Source organism: Thalassospira sp. MCCC 1A01428, assembly GCF_002115825.1.
GTDB lineage: Bacteria > Pseudomonadota > Alphaproteobacteria > Rhodospirillales > Thalassospiraceae > Thalassospira.
The window spans coordinates 1-19800 of the sequence record NZ_JFJZ01000059.1 but is presented as its reverse complement, the minus strand read 5'-3'; the positions used below and the strand labels follow the sequence as shown (position 1 = coordinate 19800).

Here is a 19800-nt window from a genome sequence, read left to right as displayed (position 1 = left end):
TAATAGGTCCTGAGCCTAGGGCAATGATGTGCGGCGCGTTATTTTACGATGTGGCGTTAAGCCACTGGTTTTGGTGCCGGGGGTATGGCAGTGCGAAGTCAGGCGCCAAACATTTCGCGGTTGTTTTGAATGATATTGTCGAGTTCGTTAAGCGAGCCGGAAAGATGGTCGCGGACGTGGGATTCGGCGGTATGAAGATCCGATGCATGGATGGCATCAATGATTTTGCCATGTTGGAAAATTACCCGTTCGATCTTGCCCGGTGTGGGCAGTTGCAGGCAGCGAACCCGGTCCAGATGACCGCTATGTTCGCGCACGACTTCCCATAAATCCTCGTATCCGGCGGCAATAAACAGGGCGCGGTGAAAGGCGCTGTCAAGGCGTGAAAAGGCGGCGGTTTCAGTGCTGCTGTGGCGTTGTTCAGTCAGAATTTTTTCTGCCGGGGCGATTTTTGTCTTGTCCATTGCCAGCGCCAGATTATGGGCCACCTCAAGTTCCAGCGACGTGCGCAGGAAATGGGTGGATTTAACCTTATGGATACTGATAGGGGCAATCAGGGTTTTTGACTGCGGGAAAACTTCAACCAGCCCGTCCTTTTCCAGTTTCAAAAACGCTTCGCGGACCGGCGTTTGGCTAACACCATAAAAATCGGCCAGCACAGCGCGTGACAGGCTGTATCCTGGCATTAGGTCCAGCGAAACAATTCTGTCGCGCAGGTCTTCATATACCTGCAGCGCGACCGGGCGGTTCCGGCTGATTTGAAAAGGTGTTGTATCCAGGCTTCTCTCGGGAATGCCACCAGTGATCTTTTGTCTCATCGCGTTCTTTCCTATGCCACTTCGTCTTATCCTACAATATGCCTTGCACGCGCAATACTAATATTTTACTATCCGCATTAATGCGACATAATTTAAAAACAAGGTGCCCGTGTTATCGGGATTGGAACCCGGAATCTGAAGTGACAGTTTTTCAGGCGATCAGTTTGTCGCCAGTTGTGCCAGGTTTTGATTTCTGCCAGTTCTGATCAACAGACCATATGACCATCGACCACCGTTCCGAGGAATTCATGACAAACAAGAAAACGATCAAAGCCGAAGACCTGCGCAGCGCACGGTGGTTCGCCCCTGATGATTTGCGGTCATTCGGGCATCGTTCACGCGCCATGCAAATGGGCCTTGGCCCGGAAGACTGGGAAGGCAAACCGCAAATTGCCATTATCAATACCTGGTCGGACGCCAATCCATGCCATGCGCATTTCAAATTCCGTGTCGATGATATCCGCCGCGGGATTACCGAGGCAGGCGGCTTTCCGATGGAATTGCCGGCAATCTCGCTGTCGGAAAGCTATGTAAAGCCGACAACGATGCTGTATCGCAACATGCTGGCGATGGAGACGGAAGAACTTTTGCGGTCTCATCCGGTGGATGGTGTTGTGTTGATGGGCGGGTGCGATAAAACCACACCGGGCCTGATCATGGGTGCGGTCAGCATGGGGTTACCTACCATTTATGTGCCTGCCGGGCCGATGTTGCGCGGTAACTGGCATGGCAATGTGCTGGGCAGTGGGTCTGACGCATGGAAATATTGGGATGAACGCCGGGCCGGTAACATTTCGGACGAGGAATGGCAGGGGATTGAGGGCGGTATTGCCCGATCTTATGGCCATTGCATGACCATGGGCACGGCCAGCACCATGACCGCCATTGCCGAGGCGCTTGGCATGACGTTGCCCGGTGCAACCTCCATTCCGGCGGCGGATTCAAACCATATTCGCATGTGTACGGCATCGGGCCGTCGGATTGTGAATATGGTGTGGGAAGACTTGCGCCCGGACCAGGTCATCACGGCAGCATCGGTTGAAAATGCGGTAACGGTGGCGATGGCAACGGGGTGTTCGACCAATGCGGTGATCCATCTGATTGCGATGGCGCGCCGGGCCGGGGTTGACCTGGATTTAAATGATTTTGACCGGTTAAGCCGGACAACACCCGTGATCGCCAATATTCGCCCGACCGGTGATAAATATCTGATGGAAGATTTTTATTATGCCGGGGGGCTGCGTGCCCTGATGAGCCAGCTTGCCCCCAAGCTGGATTTGACCTGCCAGACCGTAACGGGTGTGTCGCTGGGTGAAACGCTGGAAGGGGCGAAGGTTCATAACGAAGATGTCATCTGCCCGCTTTCGAACCCGATATACAAGGAAGGGTCGCTGGCCGTGCTGCGCGGCAATTTGGCACCCGACGGCTGTGTGATCAAACCATCGGCGTGTGATCCGAAATATTATGAACATGTTGGCCCGGCCCTGGTGTTTGACAGCTATCCGGAAATGAAGGCCGCTGTTGATGACGAGAACCTGGATGTGACGGCAGACCACGTTATGGTGTTGCGCAATGTCGGGCCACTGGGCGGGCCGGGCATGCCGGAATGGGGGATGTTGCCCATCCCGACCAAGCTGGTGAAACAGGGCGTGCGCGATATGTTGCGCCTGTCCGATGCGCGCATGAGTGGCACGTCGTACGGGGCATGTATGTTACATGCCGCACCTGAAGCCGTTATTGGCGGGCCGTTGGCCTTGCTTAAAACCGGCGATATGATCCGGGTCAGTATACCTGATCGCACCATTGAAATGCAGGTATCGGACGAAGAGCTGGCAAGGCGCCGGGCAGAATGGAAAAAACCGGAACCGGCCTTTGCGCGGGGTTACGGCTGGATGTTTGGCCGCCACGTCAAACAGGCCAATGAAGGCTGCGATTTTGATTTTCTTGAAACCGGTTTCGGCCCCACGGCTGGCGAACCCGATATTTACTGATCTGGCGGAGCGTTTAAAGATGACCATCAAACTAAGTGCGGAAACCCGCGAAAAATATATGCAGGTTAGTACAGCAACCCTGTGTACGGCCCTGTTCAAACGCGGTTTGCGCAACCAGTTTATTCAGGATGTGCGCCCGTTAAAGGCTGATGGCCCCAATATGGTCGGCGAAGCCTATACCCTGCGCTATATCCCTGCGCGCGAGGATTTAAACCCGATTACCGTGTTTCAAAATCCGCAACATCCGCAGCGGGTTGCGGTTGAGCAATGCCCCGAAGGGGCGGTAATGGTAATTGACAGTCGCAAGGATGCCCGTGCGGCATCGGCAGGGTCCATTCTGGTATCGCGCCTGATGGTGCGTGGTGTTGCAGGTATTGTTACCGATGGCGGGTTTCGGGATTCCCCCGAAATTGCCCAGCTTGCCATTCCGGCCTATCACAATCGCCCGTCTGCACCGACCAATCTGACATTGCATCAGGCGCTTGATATGAATGTGCCGATTGGTTGTGGCGATGTTGCGGTTTTTCCGGGTGACGTTGTGGTGGGTGATCGCGAAGGCGTGATTATTGTTCCAGCCGACATTGCTGAAGAAATTGCTGACGAAGCCGTGGAAATGACGGCGTTTGAAGATTTTGTGACTGAACAGGTTCTGGCAGGTAAAACCATTGTTGGCCTGTACCCGGCAACCAACCCGCAAACCCCGCTTGATTTTCAGGCCTGGCGCGAAAAAAACGGTCGCTGATTTTTTAACGACCGATTTTTAACTATTCGGCGGCAAAGTGCACCTCGTACATCTATGTACGAGGTGTTTTGTTTTGAGCCTGTCGCTGGGGCGTAGTGCTGCGGCGCAAGGTGTTGAACTGTTATTAAAATTCATGCCAAACCCGACCGGGCCGCTATTTTTCACAATGCTTCAAAGCTGGGCTTCGATGGCAACTTTATCAAGAACAGACCAGACATTGATGATTTTGCCGTCGCGAAATTCATAAAAAACGTTCTCTGCAAATTTGATTTTTCGGCCATTGATGGCAAGATCCAAAAAGTCCCCCTTGGGCGTGCAATCAAACATCAATCGGCTGGCAACCATTGGCGCATCGCAGCTTAGTATTTCAATGTTAAAACGCAGGTCGGGGATTTGCTCGTAATCGTTTTCCAGCATTGCGCGGTATCCGGCAACACCAAGTTTAGTGCCGTTATGGGATGCATCAGCGTGAACATATTGCCCGAGATTGTCCCAGTCCTGATTGTTTAAGCAGTCGATATAGCGGCGATAAAGTGTGGCGAGGTCGGATTGGAGCATTTTTGTATCCCTGTTTCGGTGCCGTGCAACTGCACCTGTTTTACGCTAGGATACAATCAGACACAAATCAGCGCGAGGTAGCGATATGAAAATTGGCATTGTTGGGGCCGGAATGGTCGGAAGTTCGGCGGGATATGCCATTGCGTTGATGGGCATCGCCAGTTCAGTCATTTTTGTGGACCGCAATGCCGACCTTGCCCGGGCGCAGGCAGAGGACATATCCCATGCCGTGCCGTTTATGTCATCGTGCATGGTTCATGCTGGCGATTATGCTGATTTGCAAGGGGCGTCAGTGATCATTCTTGCCGCCGGTGTCAGCCAGAAACCCGGTGAAACCCGGCTGGAGCTTTTGGGCCGCAATGCCGCTGTTTTTAGGGAAGTGGTGGGCGAGGTTTTGCGTGTAGCCCCGGATGCCATTTTGCTGATTGCCTCCAACCCGGTTGATATCATGACGCAAATTACTGCGCGCTTGTCAGGGTTACCTGCAAATAAGGTGATTGGCTCTGGTACAATTCTTGATACTGCACGGTTTCGGAGTTTACTGGGCCGACATTTGCACATTTCGCCGCAATCTGTACATGCCTATGTGCTGGGTGAGCACGGCGATAGCGAAGTTCTGGCATGGTCAAATGCGCGTGCCGGGTCGGAGCCGTTATTGTCATTTGCCGCGCAAATGGGCGCGCCCCTGAGTGATGATGTAAAAGCCGGAATTGATGATGGCGTACGTAATGCCGCCTATAAAATCATTAATGGCAAGGGCGCAACCTATTATGGGATCGGGGCAGGACTGGCGCGGATTGTAAAGTCCATTGCGCAGGATCAGCAGGATGTTTTATCGGTTTCGGTTGTGACGGGTGATGTGGCGGGGGTGAAAGATGTTGCCCTGTCGATCCCGCGGGTGGTGGGGGCAGGGGGCGTGATGGCCGATATGATACCAACCCTGGATAATACGGAAAACGACGCCCTGCACCGCAGCGCGAGCCTGTTAAAAACAACCGTTGAGGCGGTTGAAATTTAGCCTGCGATGTTTGGCAGGGCTATGAAATGAAACATATTTGGTAGAAACGCATGACGGGTCCATTATCGCCAGTGCCAGAAGATGAAGGCATTGTGGAATTTCAAAAACAGGCCGATGCGTTTTATCCGCCAGATGCGGTAAGTGCATCCATCGCCCAGCAACGCGCCTGGTATGATGCCTTTTGTGCCAGTTTTAACCCGCCAGACCCGGCGGGGTCGGGGTTCGAGGATGGCACAATTGAGAATGTGCCGGTGCGGTATTTTCACCCGGCAAAGCAACGCACAAAATGCTGTTTGTTATATTTGCATGGCGGTGGTTTTGTTGTGGGGTCACGCGATAGTCACCATGCCATTTGTGCCGAAATTGCCGACTTTACCGGTGCGGAGCTGGTGGCGGTTGATTATCGGCTGGCACCCGAACATGTATGGCCCGCCGCATCGGATGACGGGTTTACTGTATTGCGCCATCTGGTGGCGCGGGGGCACCAACTGGTTGTGATTGGGGACAGTGCCGGGGCCAATTTGGTGGCCGGGTTAATGTTGCGGGCGGTTGAAGCCGGGTTGACCCGGGCGATTAACGGGCAGGTTTTGATTTATCCTGCATTGGGCGGTGATGTTGCCTGCGGGTCGTACCTTGAGATGGCACATGCACCGGGGTTAAGCACGCAGGATGTTTTATATTATCGCAATATTTTAGCAGCACCGGATGCCGATGTGGTCGCCAACCCTCTGAAAGCGCAGGATGTGTCAAAGGTGCCTGCCGCCTATATCAGTGCTGCATTTTTTGACCCGTTGCGCGATGACGGGCGGGAATATGCAGCCCGTTTGGCACTGGCCGGGGTGAATGTAACATATCGCGAAGAACCGCAAATGGTGCATGGATGGTTGCGGGCCCGCCATATGAGCGACGGCGCCCAAACCGGGTTTGACCATATGTGCCGGGCGGTGGCCGGGTTTTGCCAATAAGCCCTTACCGGTGGTGGTGAATTAAATAACGGCCCGCAATTGGTTTTGCGGGCCGCTTTGCAGGTGCATTGTCGTTACATAAAATCGCGCGGGATGGTGCGGTTCCAGTTTTTTTCAAACACTTCCTTGTCCTGTTCAACGGCAATTACACGGGCTTCGATGTGCCAGTCGGTTTTGGTGCAGCTTAGCGTTGCGGTACAAACCGTGCGGGTAAACCAGCCATCGCGTTCCATATCGCATGTCCAAACGGCATGGCCACGCATTGATAACGGATCATCAAGCGATATTGCCCAGGTTTCATCGCGAATTTGCCGTGTCGACAGGCCGGTATCGGGATGTTCGACCGCGCCGGTGTCTTCCAGAATGCAATATTCGGTTTTATTTTGCGTCAGGTTATGCCGCACTTCGCGCCGGGTGGTGGCGGGGTGGTGTTCAATATAGGTGGGCAGGGGATTGGGATTTTCGGGTTCAGGCATGTCGATTGGGTCGTGGTCGCCCAACAGCGGCAGGGACAGATTGATGCTGGCCGTATCGATGGTTAACCCGGCATTGAACGGGTCAGGCAGGATCATGGGCCAATAGGCGGTGGACAGGGCAACCCGCAATTTGTGACCGGGGCGGAGGCGATACCCGCAAGCATCAAGAACGATGGTGACAGATGTTTTTTCGCCCTGTGGCATGGGCTGCGGGTTGTTATAATTCCCGGCAGGGTCGCGGTGAGCCAGGTTAAGGACACCAAAGGAAATGCGGGCTGCCGTACCGTCGGGGTGCACATCAACAAGACGGGCGCAAAGGTTGGCCCAGTCGGCATCGCAGGCAACATTTAACGTAATTTCAGCCCTGCCCAGCAAATCCAGATTGTCGGTTAAAGGGGCGCTGTCAAAACAAAGTGATCCCGCATCGTCGCTGCGCTGGTCAATTGCCATTTCGGCATCGGGTTTCAGCGTGAAATATTCGCCTGCGGCCGTGCCTGTATCAAGCGGGGATTTAAGAAAAACATCGTGGTTTTTATGACTTTCGACGGGGGAATTTTCGTCGTCGATAACCAGCCTTTCGTCCCTGACCGTATAATGAACCATTTCGGGTGATTGCCAGGTTTTTTTGGCGACCCAGAAACCGGCATCATGGTCGCGCCGGGGGGCTGGTTTGACGGCATCGAGAATGTAGGCACGCATTTGGGGCAGGGTTTCGGCCCCGTTATCGTCATTGCGCAGCCATTTATCCCACCAGCGAATGGCTTCACCATGAAAATCGGCACGGGGTTTGGGCCACGCAAAGTGCGGGTATTTATGTACCCATGGGCCAATCAGGGCTTTGGCCCGGTCTGGCATCCCTTCGATGGCGCGTATTGGCGTGTTGCGGTATCCGTCGGCCCAGCCTGCCATCACCATTGACGGGATTTTGACAGCGTCGAAATCCTCGCAGATCGAGGCATGTTTCCAGAAATCATCACGTTGTTGATGATCGAGCCATTCTTCCATGAAAAACGGTTCTTTTTCCAGGCGTTCCATCCACATTTCACGCCAGCGACCGCCGACCAGTTCCGGGTCGGGCGAGCGGGACTGATAGGCCAGCATGGTGGCGGCCCATGAAAGCTGAACAGCAAGGTGGCAACCATTTTTGTAATGAATGTCGTCGTTATAGCGGTCCACTGTGGAGGCGATGGAGATGACGGCTTTTAGGGCGGGTGGCTGCAGGGCAGCAACCTGCAAACAGTTAAACCCGCCCCAGGATATACCCATCATCCCGACCGAGCCATTACACCATGCCTGTTCGGCGATCCAGGCGATGATTTCGCAGGCATTATCGAGTTCCAGCGGGGTATATTCGCCGTCTATGACACCATCGGATTCACCCGAGCCGCGAATATCAACCCGAACACCGGCAATACCGGCACTGGCGAATACCGGATAAGTTGATTCATCACGCGGGCTGGTTCCGTCACGTTTGCGGTAAGGCAGAAATTCCAGCACCGCAGGGACGGGGGTTAAATCGGCGCTGTCGGGCATCCAGATGCGGGCAGCAAGCCGGGTGCCATCCTTTAATGTAATCCATTTATTTTCAATGACGGAATAGGGGGCATTGGTCATTGTTTATCCAATCTTCGGGTGCATGGGGTAAGGCAGCCTTGATATTGCCAGCCTGAAATCGGTTTGCGGCAGCAATAGGGTAACGTTGGCAATATCGTGTTAGTCCAAAAATAAAACCACCGCCCGGACATAGCCCGGGCGGTGGTTAAAACAGCTGTAATTAGTTATCAGCGCTTTCCATGCGACGGGTTGCCAGAACCTTTTCCAGCCAGCCCAGTTCCATTTCCGGTACTGATTTAAGCAAAAGGTCGGTGTAATCGTCGAACGGGGGCGATAGCACGCTTGAACGTGGGCCAAAATCAACCAGTTTGCCTTGAAGCATGACAGCAACTGAATCGGCAATGGCGCGGACAATGGCGATATCGTGCGTGATAAACAGATATGACACCTGGGTTTCGGCCTGCAAACGCATCAGCAAATCAAGAATGCCTTCTGCTACCAGCGGGTCAAGCGCCGAGGTTGGTTCGTCACACAGAATCAGGTCAGGTTTTGCGGCCAGGGCGCGGGCAATGGCGACACGCTGTTTTTGCCCGCCGGAAAGTTCAGCCGGGTAACGGTCGTAAAAGCCCGAGCCCATTTCGATTTCGTCGAGCAGTTCCTGAACCCGCTGTTTCTTTTTCGTGCCATGCAGGCCGAAATAAAACGTCAACGGGCGACCAATAATTTGACCGACAGTTTGGCGCGGGTTCATGGCGGTATCCGCCATTTGATAAATCAGCTGGATACGGCGTAACTGATCGCGGGTACGCTGTTTGTGTTGGGGGGGTAATGCCTCGTTAGCAAAGGTAATAGACCCTTCGCTCGGGGGTAAAAGCCCGGTAATAACGCGAGCAAGTGTTGATTTGCCCGAACCGGATTCACCAACCACCGCAACGGTTTGCCCGCGGGGCACATGCAGTGAAACATCGTGCAGGACCTTAAATCCGTTGCCATAGGATGCCGAAATATTATCGACAGATAACAAGGCGTTGGACTGGTCCCTGGCTTCACGCTGTTTGGTTTGGCGTACCGAAATCAGGGCCCGGGTATATTCTTCCTGCGGGTTTTCAATGATTTGCTGGACACTACCATATTCAATAGTTTCACCATGACGCAGCACCATGATGTCGTCTGAAATCTGGGCGACAACGGCCAGGTCGTGGGTGATGTAAAGGGCGGCGGTGCCGGTTTCCTCGATCGCATTTTTGATGGCCGCCAGAACGTCGATCTGGGTGGTGACATCAAGGGCTGTGGTGGGTTCGTCAAACACGATCAGTTCGGGGTTGGAACAAAGTGCCATTGCCGTCATGGCACGTTGTAACTGCCCACCGGAAACCTGATGAGGAAAACGGTCGCCAAAGGTGTCCGGGTCGGGCAGGCCGAGAATTTTAAACAGATAAAGGGCACGTTCCCGGGCTTCGTCACGTGTCATCAGGCCATGTTCAAGTGTGGCCTCAATCACCTGATCGCCCAGTTTATGCGCCGGGTTAAAGGCCGCCGCCGCCGATTGGGCAACATAGCACACCCGTGCCCCGCGAATTTGGCGAATGCCTTTTTTGTCCGTTTTTAAAATGTCTTCGCCGTCAAGCAGGACTTCCCCGCCGGTAATGCGCACACCACCCCGGCCATAGGCCAGTGCGGCAAGGCCAATGGTCGATTTACCCGCACCCGATTCCCCGATCAGGCCCAGGACTTTGCCCCGTTCCAGATCAAATGAAATACCATGAACAATTTCGATGTCCTTGGGGTTTTCCCCGGGCGGATAGGTGGTGGCGCCGATTTTAAGATTGCGTACCGATAACATATTAGCCATCTCCGCGGCCCCCCTTTAAGCTGGACGTTCGTTTCAGAAGCCAGTCGACAACCATGTTTACGCAAATTGCCAATGCGGCAATGGCACCGCCAGGAATAAGGGCAGCTGAAATACCAAAGATGATGCCATCCTTGTTATCCTTGACCATACCGCCCCAGTCGGCCGCGGGGGGTTGAATACCCAGCCCCAGAAACGAAAGGGTGGATAAAAACAGGATTGAAAAGGCAAAACGCAGGCCAAATTCGGCCAGAAGCGGCGTTAAGGTATTGGGCAGGATTTCGCGGAAAATGATCCACATTTTGCCTTCGCCGCGCAGTTTGGCAGCCTCGACAAATTCCATAACAGCAACGTCAAGCGCCACAGCCCGGCCCAGCCGATAGACACGGGTGGAATCAAGTACGGCCATCACCACGATCAGGATCCACAGATTTTGCGGTAACACGGCCAAAACGACCAATGCAAAAATAAGTGTGGGGATCGACATCATCAGATCATTAAACCGTGACAGGGTTTGATCAATGATGCCGCGCGAAACCGCCGCTGTGAAGCTAAGGAAAATGCCAATTGAAAACGACAGGATAGAGGCAGCAAGGGCAACAAACAAAGTTGTCCGTGCGCCAAAAATCAACCGTGAAAGCAAATCGCGGCCAAGGTTGTCGGTACCAAGCCAGAACTGGTCATTGGCGGCCACCCAGATATCACCGACAATTTCGCGTTCCCCGTGCGGGGCAATCAGCGGGGCAAAGATGGCACAGAAGAACGCCAGAAAAATGCCGAAAATGCCGATCCAGGCGGTAATGGGAATTTCACGTAATCTCATCGCGGATGCCTCAGTTTCGGGTTGGCAATAATGGCGATCAGATCGGCAACCATGTTAAGCAGGATGTAAACAGCCGCAAAGATAAGGCCGCAGGCCTGCACAACCGGCATGTCGCGCACGGTTACGGCATCGACCATGTACTGGCCCATGCCGGGATAAACAAACACCACTTCAACCACGACAACACCAACCACCAGATAGGCCAGGTTCAATGCCACCACATTAACAATAGGGGCAATTGCATTGGGCGCGGCATGCTTGATGATGGTTTTAAAGGCTCCCAGACCTTTAAGTTCGGCGGTTTCCATATAGGCAGACGACATGACACTGATAATGGCGGCACGGGTCATACGCATCATGTGGGCCAGCACCACAAACACCAGCGTCGCCGTCGGCAGGGCAATGGCAGCCAGGCGGTCGCTAAAGGCCATGCCGTCATAAACGGTGGCGGGGAAACTGGCGACGCCAAATTTAACGGCAAAAAACAGGATCAGCAGATAACCGATAAAAAACTCGGGCAGGGAAATTGCTGCCAGAGAAACAATGTTGATGATGCGGTCGGGAACGCGATTGCGAAAATGAACCGCAAGCATGCCTAGGCCCACAGCCAGTGGCACGGATATGATTGCTGCACAAAACGCCAGAAAAAGCGAATTGCCCAAACGTTTGCCGATTTGTTCTGAAACCGAATTGCCGCTGGCCCAGCTTTCGCCAAAGTCACCCTGAACAGCATTACCAAGCCATTCAAAATAACGCGTGGTTATCGGGCGCTCCAGCCCTAGTTGGGAACGAATGTTTTCAATGGCTTGCGGAGTGGCCGATTGCCCCAGATAGGTTTGGGCAAAATCCCCCGGCAAGGCTTCCACGCCACCAAAAATCAAAATCGACACGGCCAGCAAAAGACCCGCACTTAGTCCCAGCCTTTGCAGGATAAGAACCGTTAGCGGATAACGATGTTTCAGACGGCGACGGCTTGGTTTGCCGTCATCCATGGCTGTATCCATGGGGTGATCTCTCCTTGATGAGAGCCGGACCAGGAAGTCGGGGCATCAGGCATATTATCGTCGGATCAGCCGGTTGTGGGCCCGGCTGGAATTGGTGTGGCGTGTAACGATGATGTGCTTGGTACAACGAATGCTGCCGCACGGCATAAAATGCCGGCAAAACGGCACGTTGTTAATTCCTGTCAGGCAAAATCAGTTTAATCGAACTGCCGGGAATACCCCGGCAGTTCGCAGGCAGGCAGGTCGCGAAACATCTATGGATGTTTCGCAGGATCAATCAGCTATCCAGCCAGACGCGGGTTGCGACATAGCCGTTGGACATGTCGTTGCCGATGTCGTGAACATAGCCCTTGAGATTTTTATTCGAGGCATTCACGAAATCGTTGAACATTGGCAGGATCAAGCCGCCTTCATCGCGGACCATCATGGCCATATCGCGATACATTTCCTTGCGTTTTGCCTGGTCCAGTTCGGCCCGGGCTGCCAGCAGAAGTTTGTCGAAATCCTCGCGCTTGAACCGTGTGTCGTTCCAGTCGGCGGTTGACAGGTAGGCGGTTGAATACATCTGGTCCTGGGTCGGGCGCCCCCCCCAGTAAGATGTGCTGAACGGTTGCACGTTCCAGACGTTGGACCAGTAACCATCACCCGGTTCACGTTTGACTTCGATATTGATGCCAGCCTTTTTCGCGCTTTCCTGATACAGCACGGCGGCATCGACAGCGCCGGGAAAGGCAACATCGGATGTCCGCAGCAGAACGGACCCGTCATGGCCGGATTTTTTGTAATGGAATTTGGCTTTATCAGGGTCGTACTTACGCTGTTCGATGCCTTCGGGGAACAGGGCATAGGTTTCGTTGATCGGAAAGTCATTACCGACCTTGCCATACCCGCCCAGGATTTTTTCAACCATGGTTTCACGGTCCATGGCGTATTTAAGGGCCAGGCGCAGGTCGTTATTGTCAAACGGCGCGGTGTCGCAATGCATGATGAAGACATAGTGACCGCGACCCGAGGTTTGCAAAATATCAACACTCGGCGCACGTTTCAGCAAGCTGACGGTTTTCGGATCAACACGGTTGATATAATGAACCTGGCCCGATGACAGGGCGGCAACGCGGGCGGTTGCATCGTTCATGACGATCATTTCGATGCTATCGACATAACCGCGATCCGAACGCCAGTCATTTTCGTTTTTCTCGAACGTGGCGCGGACACCGGCATCATAGGTTTTAAGTTTGTAAGGCCCGGTGCCAATTGCTGCATTGGGGTCGTCGTTGCCGCCACCTGGCTGAATGACAAGGTGATAGTCGGTTAAAAGCAGCGGCAGGTCGGCGTTGCCTTCGGTCAGGGAAACAACCAGTTTATCGCCGTCGGCTTTGATATCGGTGATGGATTTCAAAATGCCAAGGGCACCGGATTCCGATTTTTTGTCGGTGTGGCGATGAAGGGTTTTAACTACGTCATCAATGGTCAGTTCCTTGCCATTGTGGAACTGAACGCCCTTGCGGAGGGTGAAGGTCCAGGTTGACGCGTCGGCCGATGATTCCCAGGATTCAGCCAGGGATGGAACCGCCGTGCCATCATGCGGGTGGCTTTCAACCAGCGTGTCGCCCCAGTTACGGCCTAACACAAAGGTGAATTGCGACTGCGATTTGGCTGGGTCCAGAATGTCGGTAGCGGCACCGCCCTGAAGGCCCAGTTTGAGGTGCCCGCCCCGTTTGGGTTCGGCGGCTTTGGCTGTTTTGGAATACAGGCTGGTCGCAGCAGTAAGTGTCAAACCGGCAGCCATCGAGCTTGCGATAAATTCGCGACGGCTGAGGCCATGCGCTTTTACGCTGTCGGTCAAATATTTAAGAGGGTCAGTCATCCCCGATTTCCTTTTTTGTGTTTAAATAATACTGATCCAGTTGGTGTGGCCCTTGTTGTTCGTTTTTATGGGCGTGACCTGGTGGGTATGGTCATTATGCGACCTGTACCTGTCTTGTGCAGGTATTGAAAAATGGCCGTTATAAACCGTAATGGTTGTGTGCTTGTGTCCCCCCTTAAATGACCTGGATAATACCCTTAAAACTGTGCCGGTTGTTTCCGGGAAAGCAGCGTATCTTGCAGTCTAGCCAGCGCATTGAACGCCCGGCCCTGCGAATTGTTCCCCTTCGACAACCGTATAAACGTTACACCACATTTGGTGCAGCGTTGTTATGGTTGCACGACATGATTGCTCCTGACAACCCAAGGGGTGAGGGTTATTCGGTACTTTTTATTTAAACATTTGTTTTTAAAAGATTTTTGTTGATGCGGAACGCCTTCGGACAGTGCCAAAAAGTACTTTGACATCAAATTAAATCGCGTTGTGCGGGAATGAACATTTTAACGAATCAAAAAATCGTTTCGGCTGGACCGGCTGTTTCATGATGTATCAGGTTATTTGAAACGGAATAATTATTACAGAAAGTTGTGTCGGCGGCCAGGATGGCATTTTCGTAATAATGGGTCCGGTATTGTGATTTTTAAGGTGCCGGGAAACCATGCCCGGGTATTTGCGGTTGCAATTTCAAGGTGCGTGGATGGTTGACGACAGATTTCCCGGTAATCGTGAAAACGATGCGACTTCCGTGGCGCTGGATGGCCTTGTGATATGTACTTTTTAACGTGGGGAATTGACCGTGCGGTTTCGATGATGCGCGGGCAAATTCTGGTTTCGGCCTTGTTACGTGCCCACCGAATGATGGGAAGCGAACCGGGGATTGTGCTCACGCGTTAGTGCATGGGGTGCTTTTTTACTGGTCACGACGGCTGAGGATGACGCGGTTGGACCCGGCGGTTAGGGCGGGAACCCGCCGACCATAACCGATGCCCTGTAATTGGTGCCATAATCGGGCATGCGCATCACATACGTAATGTGATGATCAATCGGGCGGGCCATGTTGAAGCATTTGAATGCTTTATGATGGCGATGCTTTTGCACCCGATAAATGGTGACATCCGCAGTGAAACAGGAAGCAGATGTGCTTATGAGGATAAGCGATCAGGCGAGTGAACTGCAGACGATAGCAGGGTCTATCGCCTTGCAGTTCTTGCCTTAATCCGGCGTATCAAATTTTGGGGGCAAACATGACTAGCGAAAATTGGTACGATTTAGATTATCAATAACATGCTTGATATGCTGGCGCATGGTGCTGCGTGCTTTTGTACGGTCTTTGTCGCGAATGGCGGCAAAGATAGCTTCGTGATCTTCGATCCACTTTAACCGCAATATCGGGCTGCGGATGTGGCGTTGCAGATTTTGCCATAAAGGCGAATTCATACTTTCCCAAATACGTTTTAACGTGTCCTGCGCTATCGTATTGCCGCAGGCTTGGGAAATGGCGTGATGAAACTCGCGATCGCCACGTTCGGTTTCTGCCGCATTGCGATGTTCGTCGCGCATAACGTCAAGGGTTGCCGCAATACGGGCAATGTCTTCCGCCGTTGCGTTGGACGCGGCAGCAGCACAAATTTCCGGCTCAAACATCAGGCGTGCGCCAAGGATTTCCTCAAGGCCGGGCAGGTCGGGTTGTTCGGTGATGGCACTTTTTTCCGGCACGTCAGGAGACAGAACATAAACACCAGACCCAACCCGAATAGATACCAGACCCGCGATTTCCAGTGTGAGCAATGCCTCGCGCACACTGGTACGTGATACTGAATAATAGCTGGACAATTCGCGTTCGGTCGGCAGGCGGTCGCCCGCCTGGAACTCGCCCGCAACAATCCGTTCTTCCAGGGCATCGGCAATCTGGCGAAACAGCCGTTGCGGTGCAATGATGCGCTTGGGTGTGGGGCTGCTTGTCTTGTTAGCGGCCATTATTATAGAAACTCCCGGGATCGACCAGATTTACAGTTGTGTCGAAGTCCGCCCGATAGGCACCAATCGCTTTGCGATCAAAGGTGATGCCTAATCCCGGTTTGTCCGACAGGTGAATCCGGCCCCCTTGTACCTTTAAAGGTTCTTCAAGGATACCCTGATCTGTGAAAGCCCCGCCGTCAATATTTTCAACCGCATAACAGCCCGGAATGGCCGTTGCCACAATGGCAGAAGCCTCAAGTGCGCCGTGCGGGGCGATGGTCAGGTTTGCCGTCATGCCAAGATGGGCGATTTTTAACCATTCCGTAATGCCGCCAACCTTCAAAACGTTGGGTTGCAGGTAGCTGACCGCACCTGACGAGACATAACGCCAGAAATCATAACGGGTTGATACTTCTTCCCCAAGGGCAATCGGGATTTTGCATTGCCGGGCGAGGCGGGCATGGCTATCGGCGTCTTCCGAGATCATCGGTTCCTCGATCCATACCGGATCAAAGGGTTCATACATTGCAATGCGGCGCAAAGCTTCGCCCGGTTTGAAACGCTGGTTTGAATCAAGCATCAAGGGGCGGTTGCCAATGACTTTGCGCACGGCAGCAACGCGTGAAACATCCTCGTGCGGATCATCGCGACCGACCTTGATTTTGAACAGCTGGTTTCCGGCGTCAAGGAATGCGCGTGTTTGTTCAATCAGTTCGTGCTCGCTAAGGTGTAAATTTACGGCACTGGCATAGACGGGTAATTCGTCCACGCCGCCCCCGATCAGGCGACGTACCGGCAACCCGGCCAGTTTGCCACGCAAATCCCATATCGCCAGGTCAATACCGGCAACCGCAAGGGCACCCAACCCACCTGAACCGGGTTGATGGCATCGTTTCCACAGCGAAAGCCAAAGTGCTTCGTGATCAAAGACATTTTTGCCAATACACATTGGCGCAAGATAGCTGCGCGCAAGGGTCGCTACCGCCACCCCGCCAACACCCATGGTCGAGGACCAACCTGTACCTGTCATGCCATTTTCGAGGGTGATATCGATCAGAATATGTTCGTGATGCGTAATGGCGTGTGCCGCAGACACCCAAGGTCGGACCAATGGTACGCGAAACACCTCAACAGTAACTTCCGCGATAGAAAAAGGGGTTAAAACGGCCACAAACGCTCTCCTAAAATTGGTCCAATTGGTATATTGGTCTAATCAATTATTGACAGCATCCATTTCACATGTCAAGCAAGTCAGGCTGTTTGGCCGGTCTTTACAATGGTCGCAAATATTCAGAAACACTGGGAGGATATAATGACAAACTCTAGGAAACGTGGGTTGATGACCCGACGCGATTTGCTGCGCGGAACTGCCGTTTCGGCGGCATCTGCTGCTGCATTGGCGGTTTTTGGTTCACCGGGCATGGCGTGGGCAGAGTCGGTGGTTACATTGCGTGCCGCACATGTTGAATCGACCGACAGTGCAACGCATAAGGCTTATGTTGCCTTTGCAGAAAAGGTTAAGGCTGCGACGAATGGATCGGTTGAAGTGCAGGTGTTTCCCGCAGGTCAGCTTGGCAATCTTCGTGATCTTTATGAAGGTCTCGGGCTTGGCTCTATCGATCTGACATCGTCGGGGCCGGATTATACTGCCAACATTGCCCCGGTGATGGTAACGGCGGCCCTTTATTATTCTTATAGCAGTCCCGAGCAAGCTGACCGTGCATTGCAAGGCGAATTTTCCAACCGTCTTTCAGATGCATTGGCAAAAAACGCCGGAATGCAGATTCTGGCATGGGGCGAGCTTGGCTGGCGGTCAGTCTTTAATGTGAAACAGCCTATTACGGGCGCGGCTGATTTCAAGGGGCTGAAGCTTCGTGTGCCGGAGGCGAACCTTCATATTTTGCCGATGAAAGCACTGGGTGCGGCACCAACGCCCATTCCTTATGCCGATGTTTATACATCCATGCAGACGGGCATTGTAGATGGTGCTGAAGGCACGCCTGCGGTGGTGACCCAGCAGAAATTTGACGAGGTCGCAAAATATTACAGCCTGACCCGCCATCTTTATAACCCGCTTCATCTAGTGATCAGTGATATTGCGATGTCACGGCTTTCGGACGAGCATAAAAAGGCTGTTAAACAGGCGGCCCGTGAAGCCTTTAACGACCAGCGCATTCAGGCGCGCGCCGATAACAAGGCTGCACTCGATACGCTAGTCAAGGGCGGAATTGCTGTTAATGAAGATCTCGATGCGGCGGCCTTGCGTGAAATTGTCAAGCCAACATGGGATGTTCTGACCAAGGATCTTGGTGCCGAAGGCCAGAATCTGGTGAATTTGTTGCTCAACGCCTAAGGTCATTGTCTGCGCCGCAAGCGCAGACAATCCTTTGACGGCTAAAAACGAGAGGGTTCATGATCCAGCTTTTTGAACGGATTTTGACAGCAATCATTGTGACCATTTTCCTGTTTTTCGTTCTGATTACGTTTGGTCAGGTCGTGATGCGGTATGTGTTTTCCGACTCTCTGGCCTGGATCGATGAACTTTCGCGCTATTGTTTCATCTGGCTGGTGTTTTTGGCCGGGGCCATAATGTGTCGCAAGGGCGCACATCTTGCTATCGACCTTATCGAGGAAATGGCACCGCCCAAGGTTCGCCGATTTTTGTTAATTCTGGCCGATCTGGGACTTATCGGTTTTGCCGCCCTTGTTGGTATTCCCGGCAATACACTGATGCAACATAACTGGACGTCTTTGTCGCCCGCTATGGGGGTGCCAATTGCCTGGGTTCAGCTGATTTTGCCGATTTTCGGGGTTCTTGCCACGCTATTTTCGATTGCACATCTTGTCGACCTTATGCGCGGTCGCACTTCTGAGGGCGATGAGTTCTGACATGCTGATTACATTGATCGTTTCTTTTGTTGCGTTTTTGGTGTTTCGTGTTCCGGTAGCTGCGGCAATGGGCCTTTCAGGGGCTTTGGCGTTGTTAACATCGGGGATGCATATACCGATGGCCGTTGTGCCACAGCGCATTTTCGTTTTGCTCGATAGTACATCTTTGCTGGCAATTCCGTTTTTCATTTTGGCCGGTGCGATTATGGAGCAAGGTGGCATTGCCCGTCGTATGATAGGCTTTGCCGAAAGTCTGGTGGGGCATTGGCGCGGCGGGCTGGCGCAGGTCGATGTTTTGTCGAGTTCGATTTTTTCGGCATTGACCGGCTCAAGTGCGGCGAGTGCATCTGCGACGGGTTCGGTTATGATCCCGGCGATGAAGAAGGCCGGTTATCCGGCAGGGTATGCGGCCGCCCTTGAATCCTGCAGTGCCTCGATTGGTCCGATTATTCCGCCGTCTATTATAATGGTTGTTTACGGGTCACTTGCCGGTGTGTCGGTTGGCGATCTGTTCATGGCCGGTATTGTGCCGGGCGTTTTGATTACGATTGGCCTGTTCATCGTTAATAATATGATGGCGCGTCGGTATGGCTGGGCCAGTGGCGAGCGGATCGGGTGGGCCGGTCGCCTTAAGGCTTTGCGTTATGCGATTGCCGCATTGCTTGCCCCGTTGATTTTGATTGGGGGCATTTTAGGCGGAATATTTACCCCGACCGAGGCAGGTGCCGTGGCCGTGGTCTATGCCGCCTTGATCAGTTTGGGGCTGTATCGCGAAATTGGCCTTAAGCAGTTTTACCGTGTTGTGGCCGATGCCGCGATGACCACCGGCATTATTGGCTTGATCATTGCGGCGGCCGGAATTTTCGGATGGGTGCTTGCGCTTGCCCAGGTGCCACAAACGATTGTGCTTTGGGTTGAAAGCCTGACGTCAAATCCGTTGATGGCTGTTTTACTGGTTATAGCGGTGGTGCTGGCGATTGGCTGTGTTGTTGATGTAACCGCTGCGGTTATTATTCTGGTGCCGGTATTTGCGCCGCTGGGCGCGCATTACGGGTTCGACCCGGTGCATTTTGGCATCATCATGTGCCTTGCGCTGGTTTACGGTAATGTCACACCACCGGTTGGGTTGTTATTGTTCATTACTGCCGGAATTGCCAAGTGCTCGGTCAAAGAGGTGATGCGGTATCTGTTTCCCTTTTACATCTTGCTGGGGACCGTTTTGACGATAACTGTCTTGTGGCCCGGTCTTGTTTTGATGTTTTCCAGTCACTAGGGTCTGGACTCAAT

At 53.2% G+C, this 19800-nt stretch carries 16 protein-coding genes; 7 read left to right on the top strand and 9 right to left on the bottom strand.

Translation table 11 applies throughout. From position 1 onward, the window contains the following. Window positions 1–98: 98 nt before the first annotated feature. Entirely contained in the window at window positions 99–818 is a 720-nt protein-coding gene (locus THS27_RS23720) for a GntR family transcriptional regulator (protein ID WP_085595122.1), read from the bottom strand. A gap of 248 nt (window positions 819–1066) precedes the next feature. Between THS27_RS23720 and araD the strand changes: the two genes are divergently transcribed. Further along, window positions 1067–2809 (top strand): L-arabinonate dehydratase, encoded by a 1743-nt coding sequence (gene araD, locus THS27_RS23715; RefSeq protein ID WP_085595127.1) that lies wholly within the window; start codon window positions 1067–1069, stop codon window positions 2807–2809. 19 nt (window positions 2810–2828) lie between these two features. Continuing rightward, window positions 2829–3551: a ribonuclease activity regulator RraA gene (locus THS27_RS23710; RefSeq protein WP_085595126.1), complete on the top strand. Its 723-nt coding sequence runs from the start codon at window positions 2829–2831 to the stop codon at window positions 3549–3551. A 171-nt stretch (window positions 3552–3722) separates the two neighbouring features. Here the strand turns inward: THS27_RS23710 and THS27_RS23705 are convergent, their stop codons facing one another. Beyond that, complete coding sequence (locus tag THS27_RS23705; RefSeq protein WP_085595120.1) at window positions 3723–4109, bottom strand: ester cyclase; 387 nt, start codon at window positions 4107–4109, stop codon at window positions 3723–3725. Window positions 4110–4194: 85 nt separating this feature from the next. Between THS27_RS23705 and THS27_RS23700 the strand changes: the two genes are divergently transcribed. Next, the gene (locus THS27_RS23700; protein WP_085595118.1) at window positions 4195–5127 is read left to right on the top strand and encodes an L-lactate dehydrogenase; all 933 of its coding nucleotides are present in this window, start codon (window positions 4195–4197) and stop codon (window positions 5125–5127) included. A 50-nt stretch (window positions 5128–5177) separates the two neighbouring features. Beyond that, on the top strand, window positions 5178–6092 hold the full coding sequence (locus THS27_RS23695; protein ID WP_085595116.1) for an alpha/beta hydrolase: 915 nt from the start codon (window positions 5178–5180) through the stop codon (window positions 6090–6092). A gap of 74 nt (window positions 6093–6166) precedes the next feature. Here THS27_RS23695 and THS27_RS23690 read toward each other — a convergent pair whose 3' ends face one another. From THS27_RS23690 to THS27_RS23660, 7 genes are all read right to left on the bottom strand, one after another. Next, window positions 6167–8182 carry a CocE/NonD family hydrolase gene (locus tag THS27_RS23690; protein WP_085595114.1) on the bottom strand — a complete coding sequence of 672 codons (2016 nt, stop codon included), beginning with the start codon at window positions 8180–8182 and terminating at the stop codon, window positions 6167–6169. A gap of 160 nt (window positions 8183–8342) precedes the next feature. Next, window positions 8343–9974 (bottom strand): ABC transporter ATP-binding protein, encoded by a 1632-nt coding sequence (locus THS27_RS23685; RefSeq protein WP_085595112.1) that lies wholly within the window; start codon window positions 9972–9974, stop codon window positions 8343–8345. Next, the gene (locus THS27_RS23680; protein WP_085595110.1) at window positions 9967–10794 is read right to left on the bottom strand and encodes an ABC transporter permease; all 828 of its coding nucleotides are present in this window, start codon (window positions 10792–10794) and stop codon (window positions 9967–9969) included. The genes THS27_RS23685 and THS27_RS23680 overlap by 8 nt, the downstream gene beginning before the upstream one ends. Beyond that, entirely contained in the window at window positions 10791–11798 is a 1008-nt protein-coding gene (locus THS27_RS23675) for an ABC transporter permease (RefSeq protein WP_139835724.1), read from the bottom strand. The genes THS27_RS23680 and THS27_RS23675 overlap by 4 nt, the downstream gene beginning before the upstream one ends. A 277-nt stretch (window positions 11799–12075) precedes the next feature. Then, window positions 12076–13665, bottom strand: a complete 1590-nt coding sequence (locus THS27_RS23670; RefSeq protein WP_085595108.1) for an ABC transporter substrate-binding protein — start codon at window positions 13663–13665, stop codon at window positions 12076–12078. Window positions 13666–14913: 1248 nt separating this feature from the next. Next, complete coding sequence (locus THS27_RS23665; RefSeq protein WP_085595106.1) at window positions 14914–15642, bottom strand: FadR/GntR family transcriptional regulator; 729 nt, start codon at window positions 15640–15642, stop codon at window positions 14914–14916. Then, window positions 15632–16795, bottom strand: a complete 1164-nt coding sequence (locus tag THS27_RS23660; protein ID WP_085595104.1) for a mandelate racemase/muconate lactonizing enzyme family protein — start codon at window positions 16793–16795, stop codon at window positions 15632–15634. The genes THS27_RS23665 and THS27_RS23660 overlap by 11 nt, the downstream gene beginning before the upstream one ends. Before the next feature lie 168 nt (window positions 16796–16963). Between THS27_RS23660 and THS27_RS23655 the strand changes: the two genes are divergently transcribed. The 3 genes from THS27_RS23655 to THS27_RS23645 are packed head-to-tail and all read left to right on the top strand — an operon-like array spanning window position 16964 to window position 19786. Then, a complete protein-coding gene (locus tag THS27_RS23655) occupies window positions 16964–17977 on the top strand; it encodes a TRAP transporter substrate-binding protein (protein WP_168184990.1) in 1014 nt (337 codons plus the stop codon). A 59-nt stretch (window positions 17978–18036) separates the two neighbouring features. Beyond that, entirely contained in the window at window positions 18037–18513 is a 477-nt protein-coding gene (locus THS27_RS23650; RefSeq protein ID WP_085595100.1) for a TRAP transporter small permease, read from the top strand. 1 nt (window position 18514) lies between these two features. Beyond that, window positions 18515–19786 (top strand): TRAP transporter large permease, encoded by a 1272-nt coding sequence (locus THS27_RS23645; protein WP_168184989.1) that lies wholly within the window; start codon window positions 18515–18517, stop codon window positions 19784–19786. The last annotated feature ends 14 nt before the right edge of the window (window positions 19787–19800 follow it).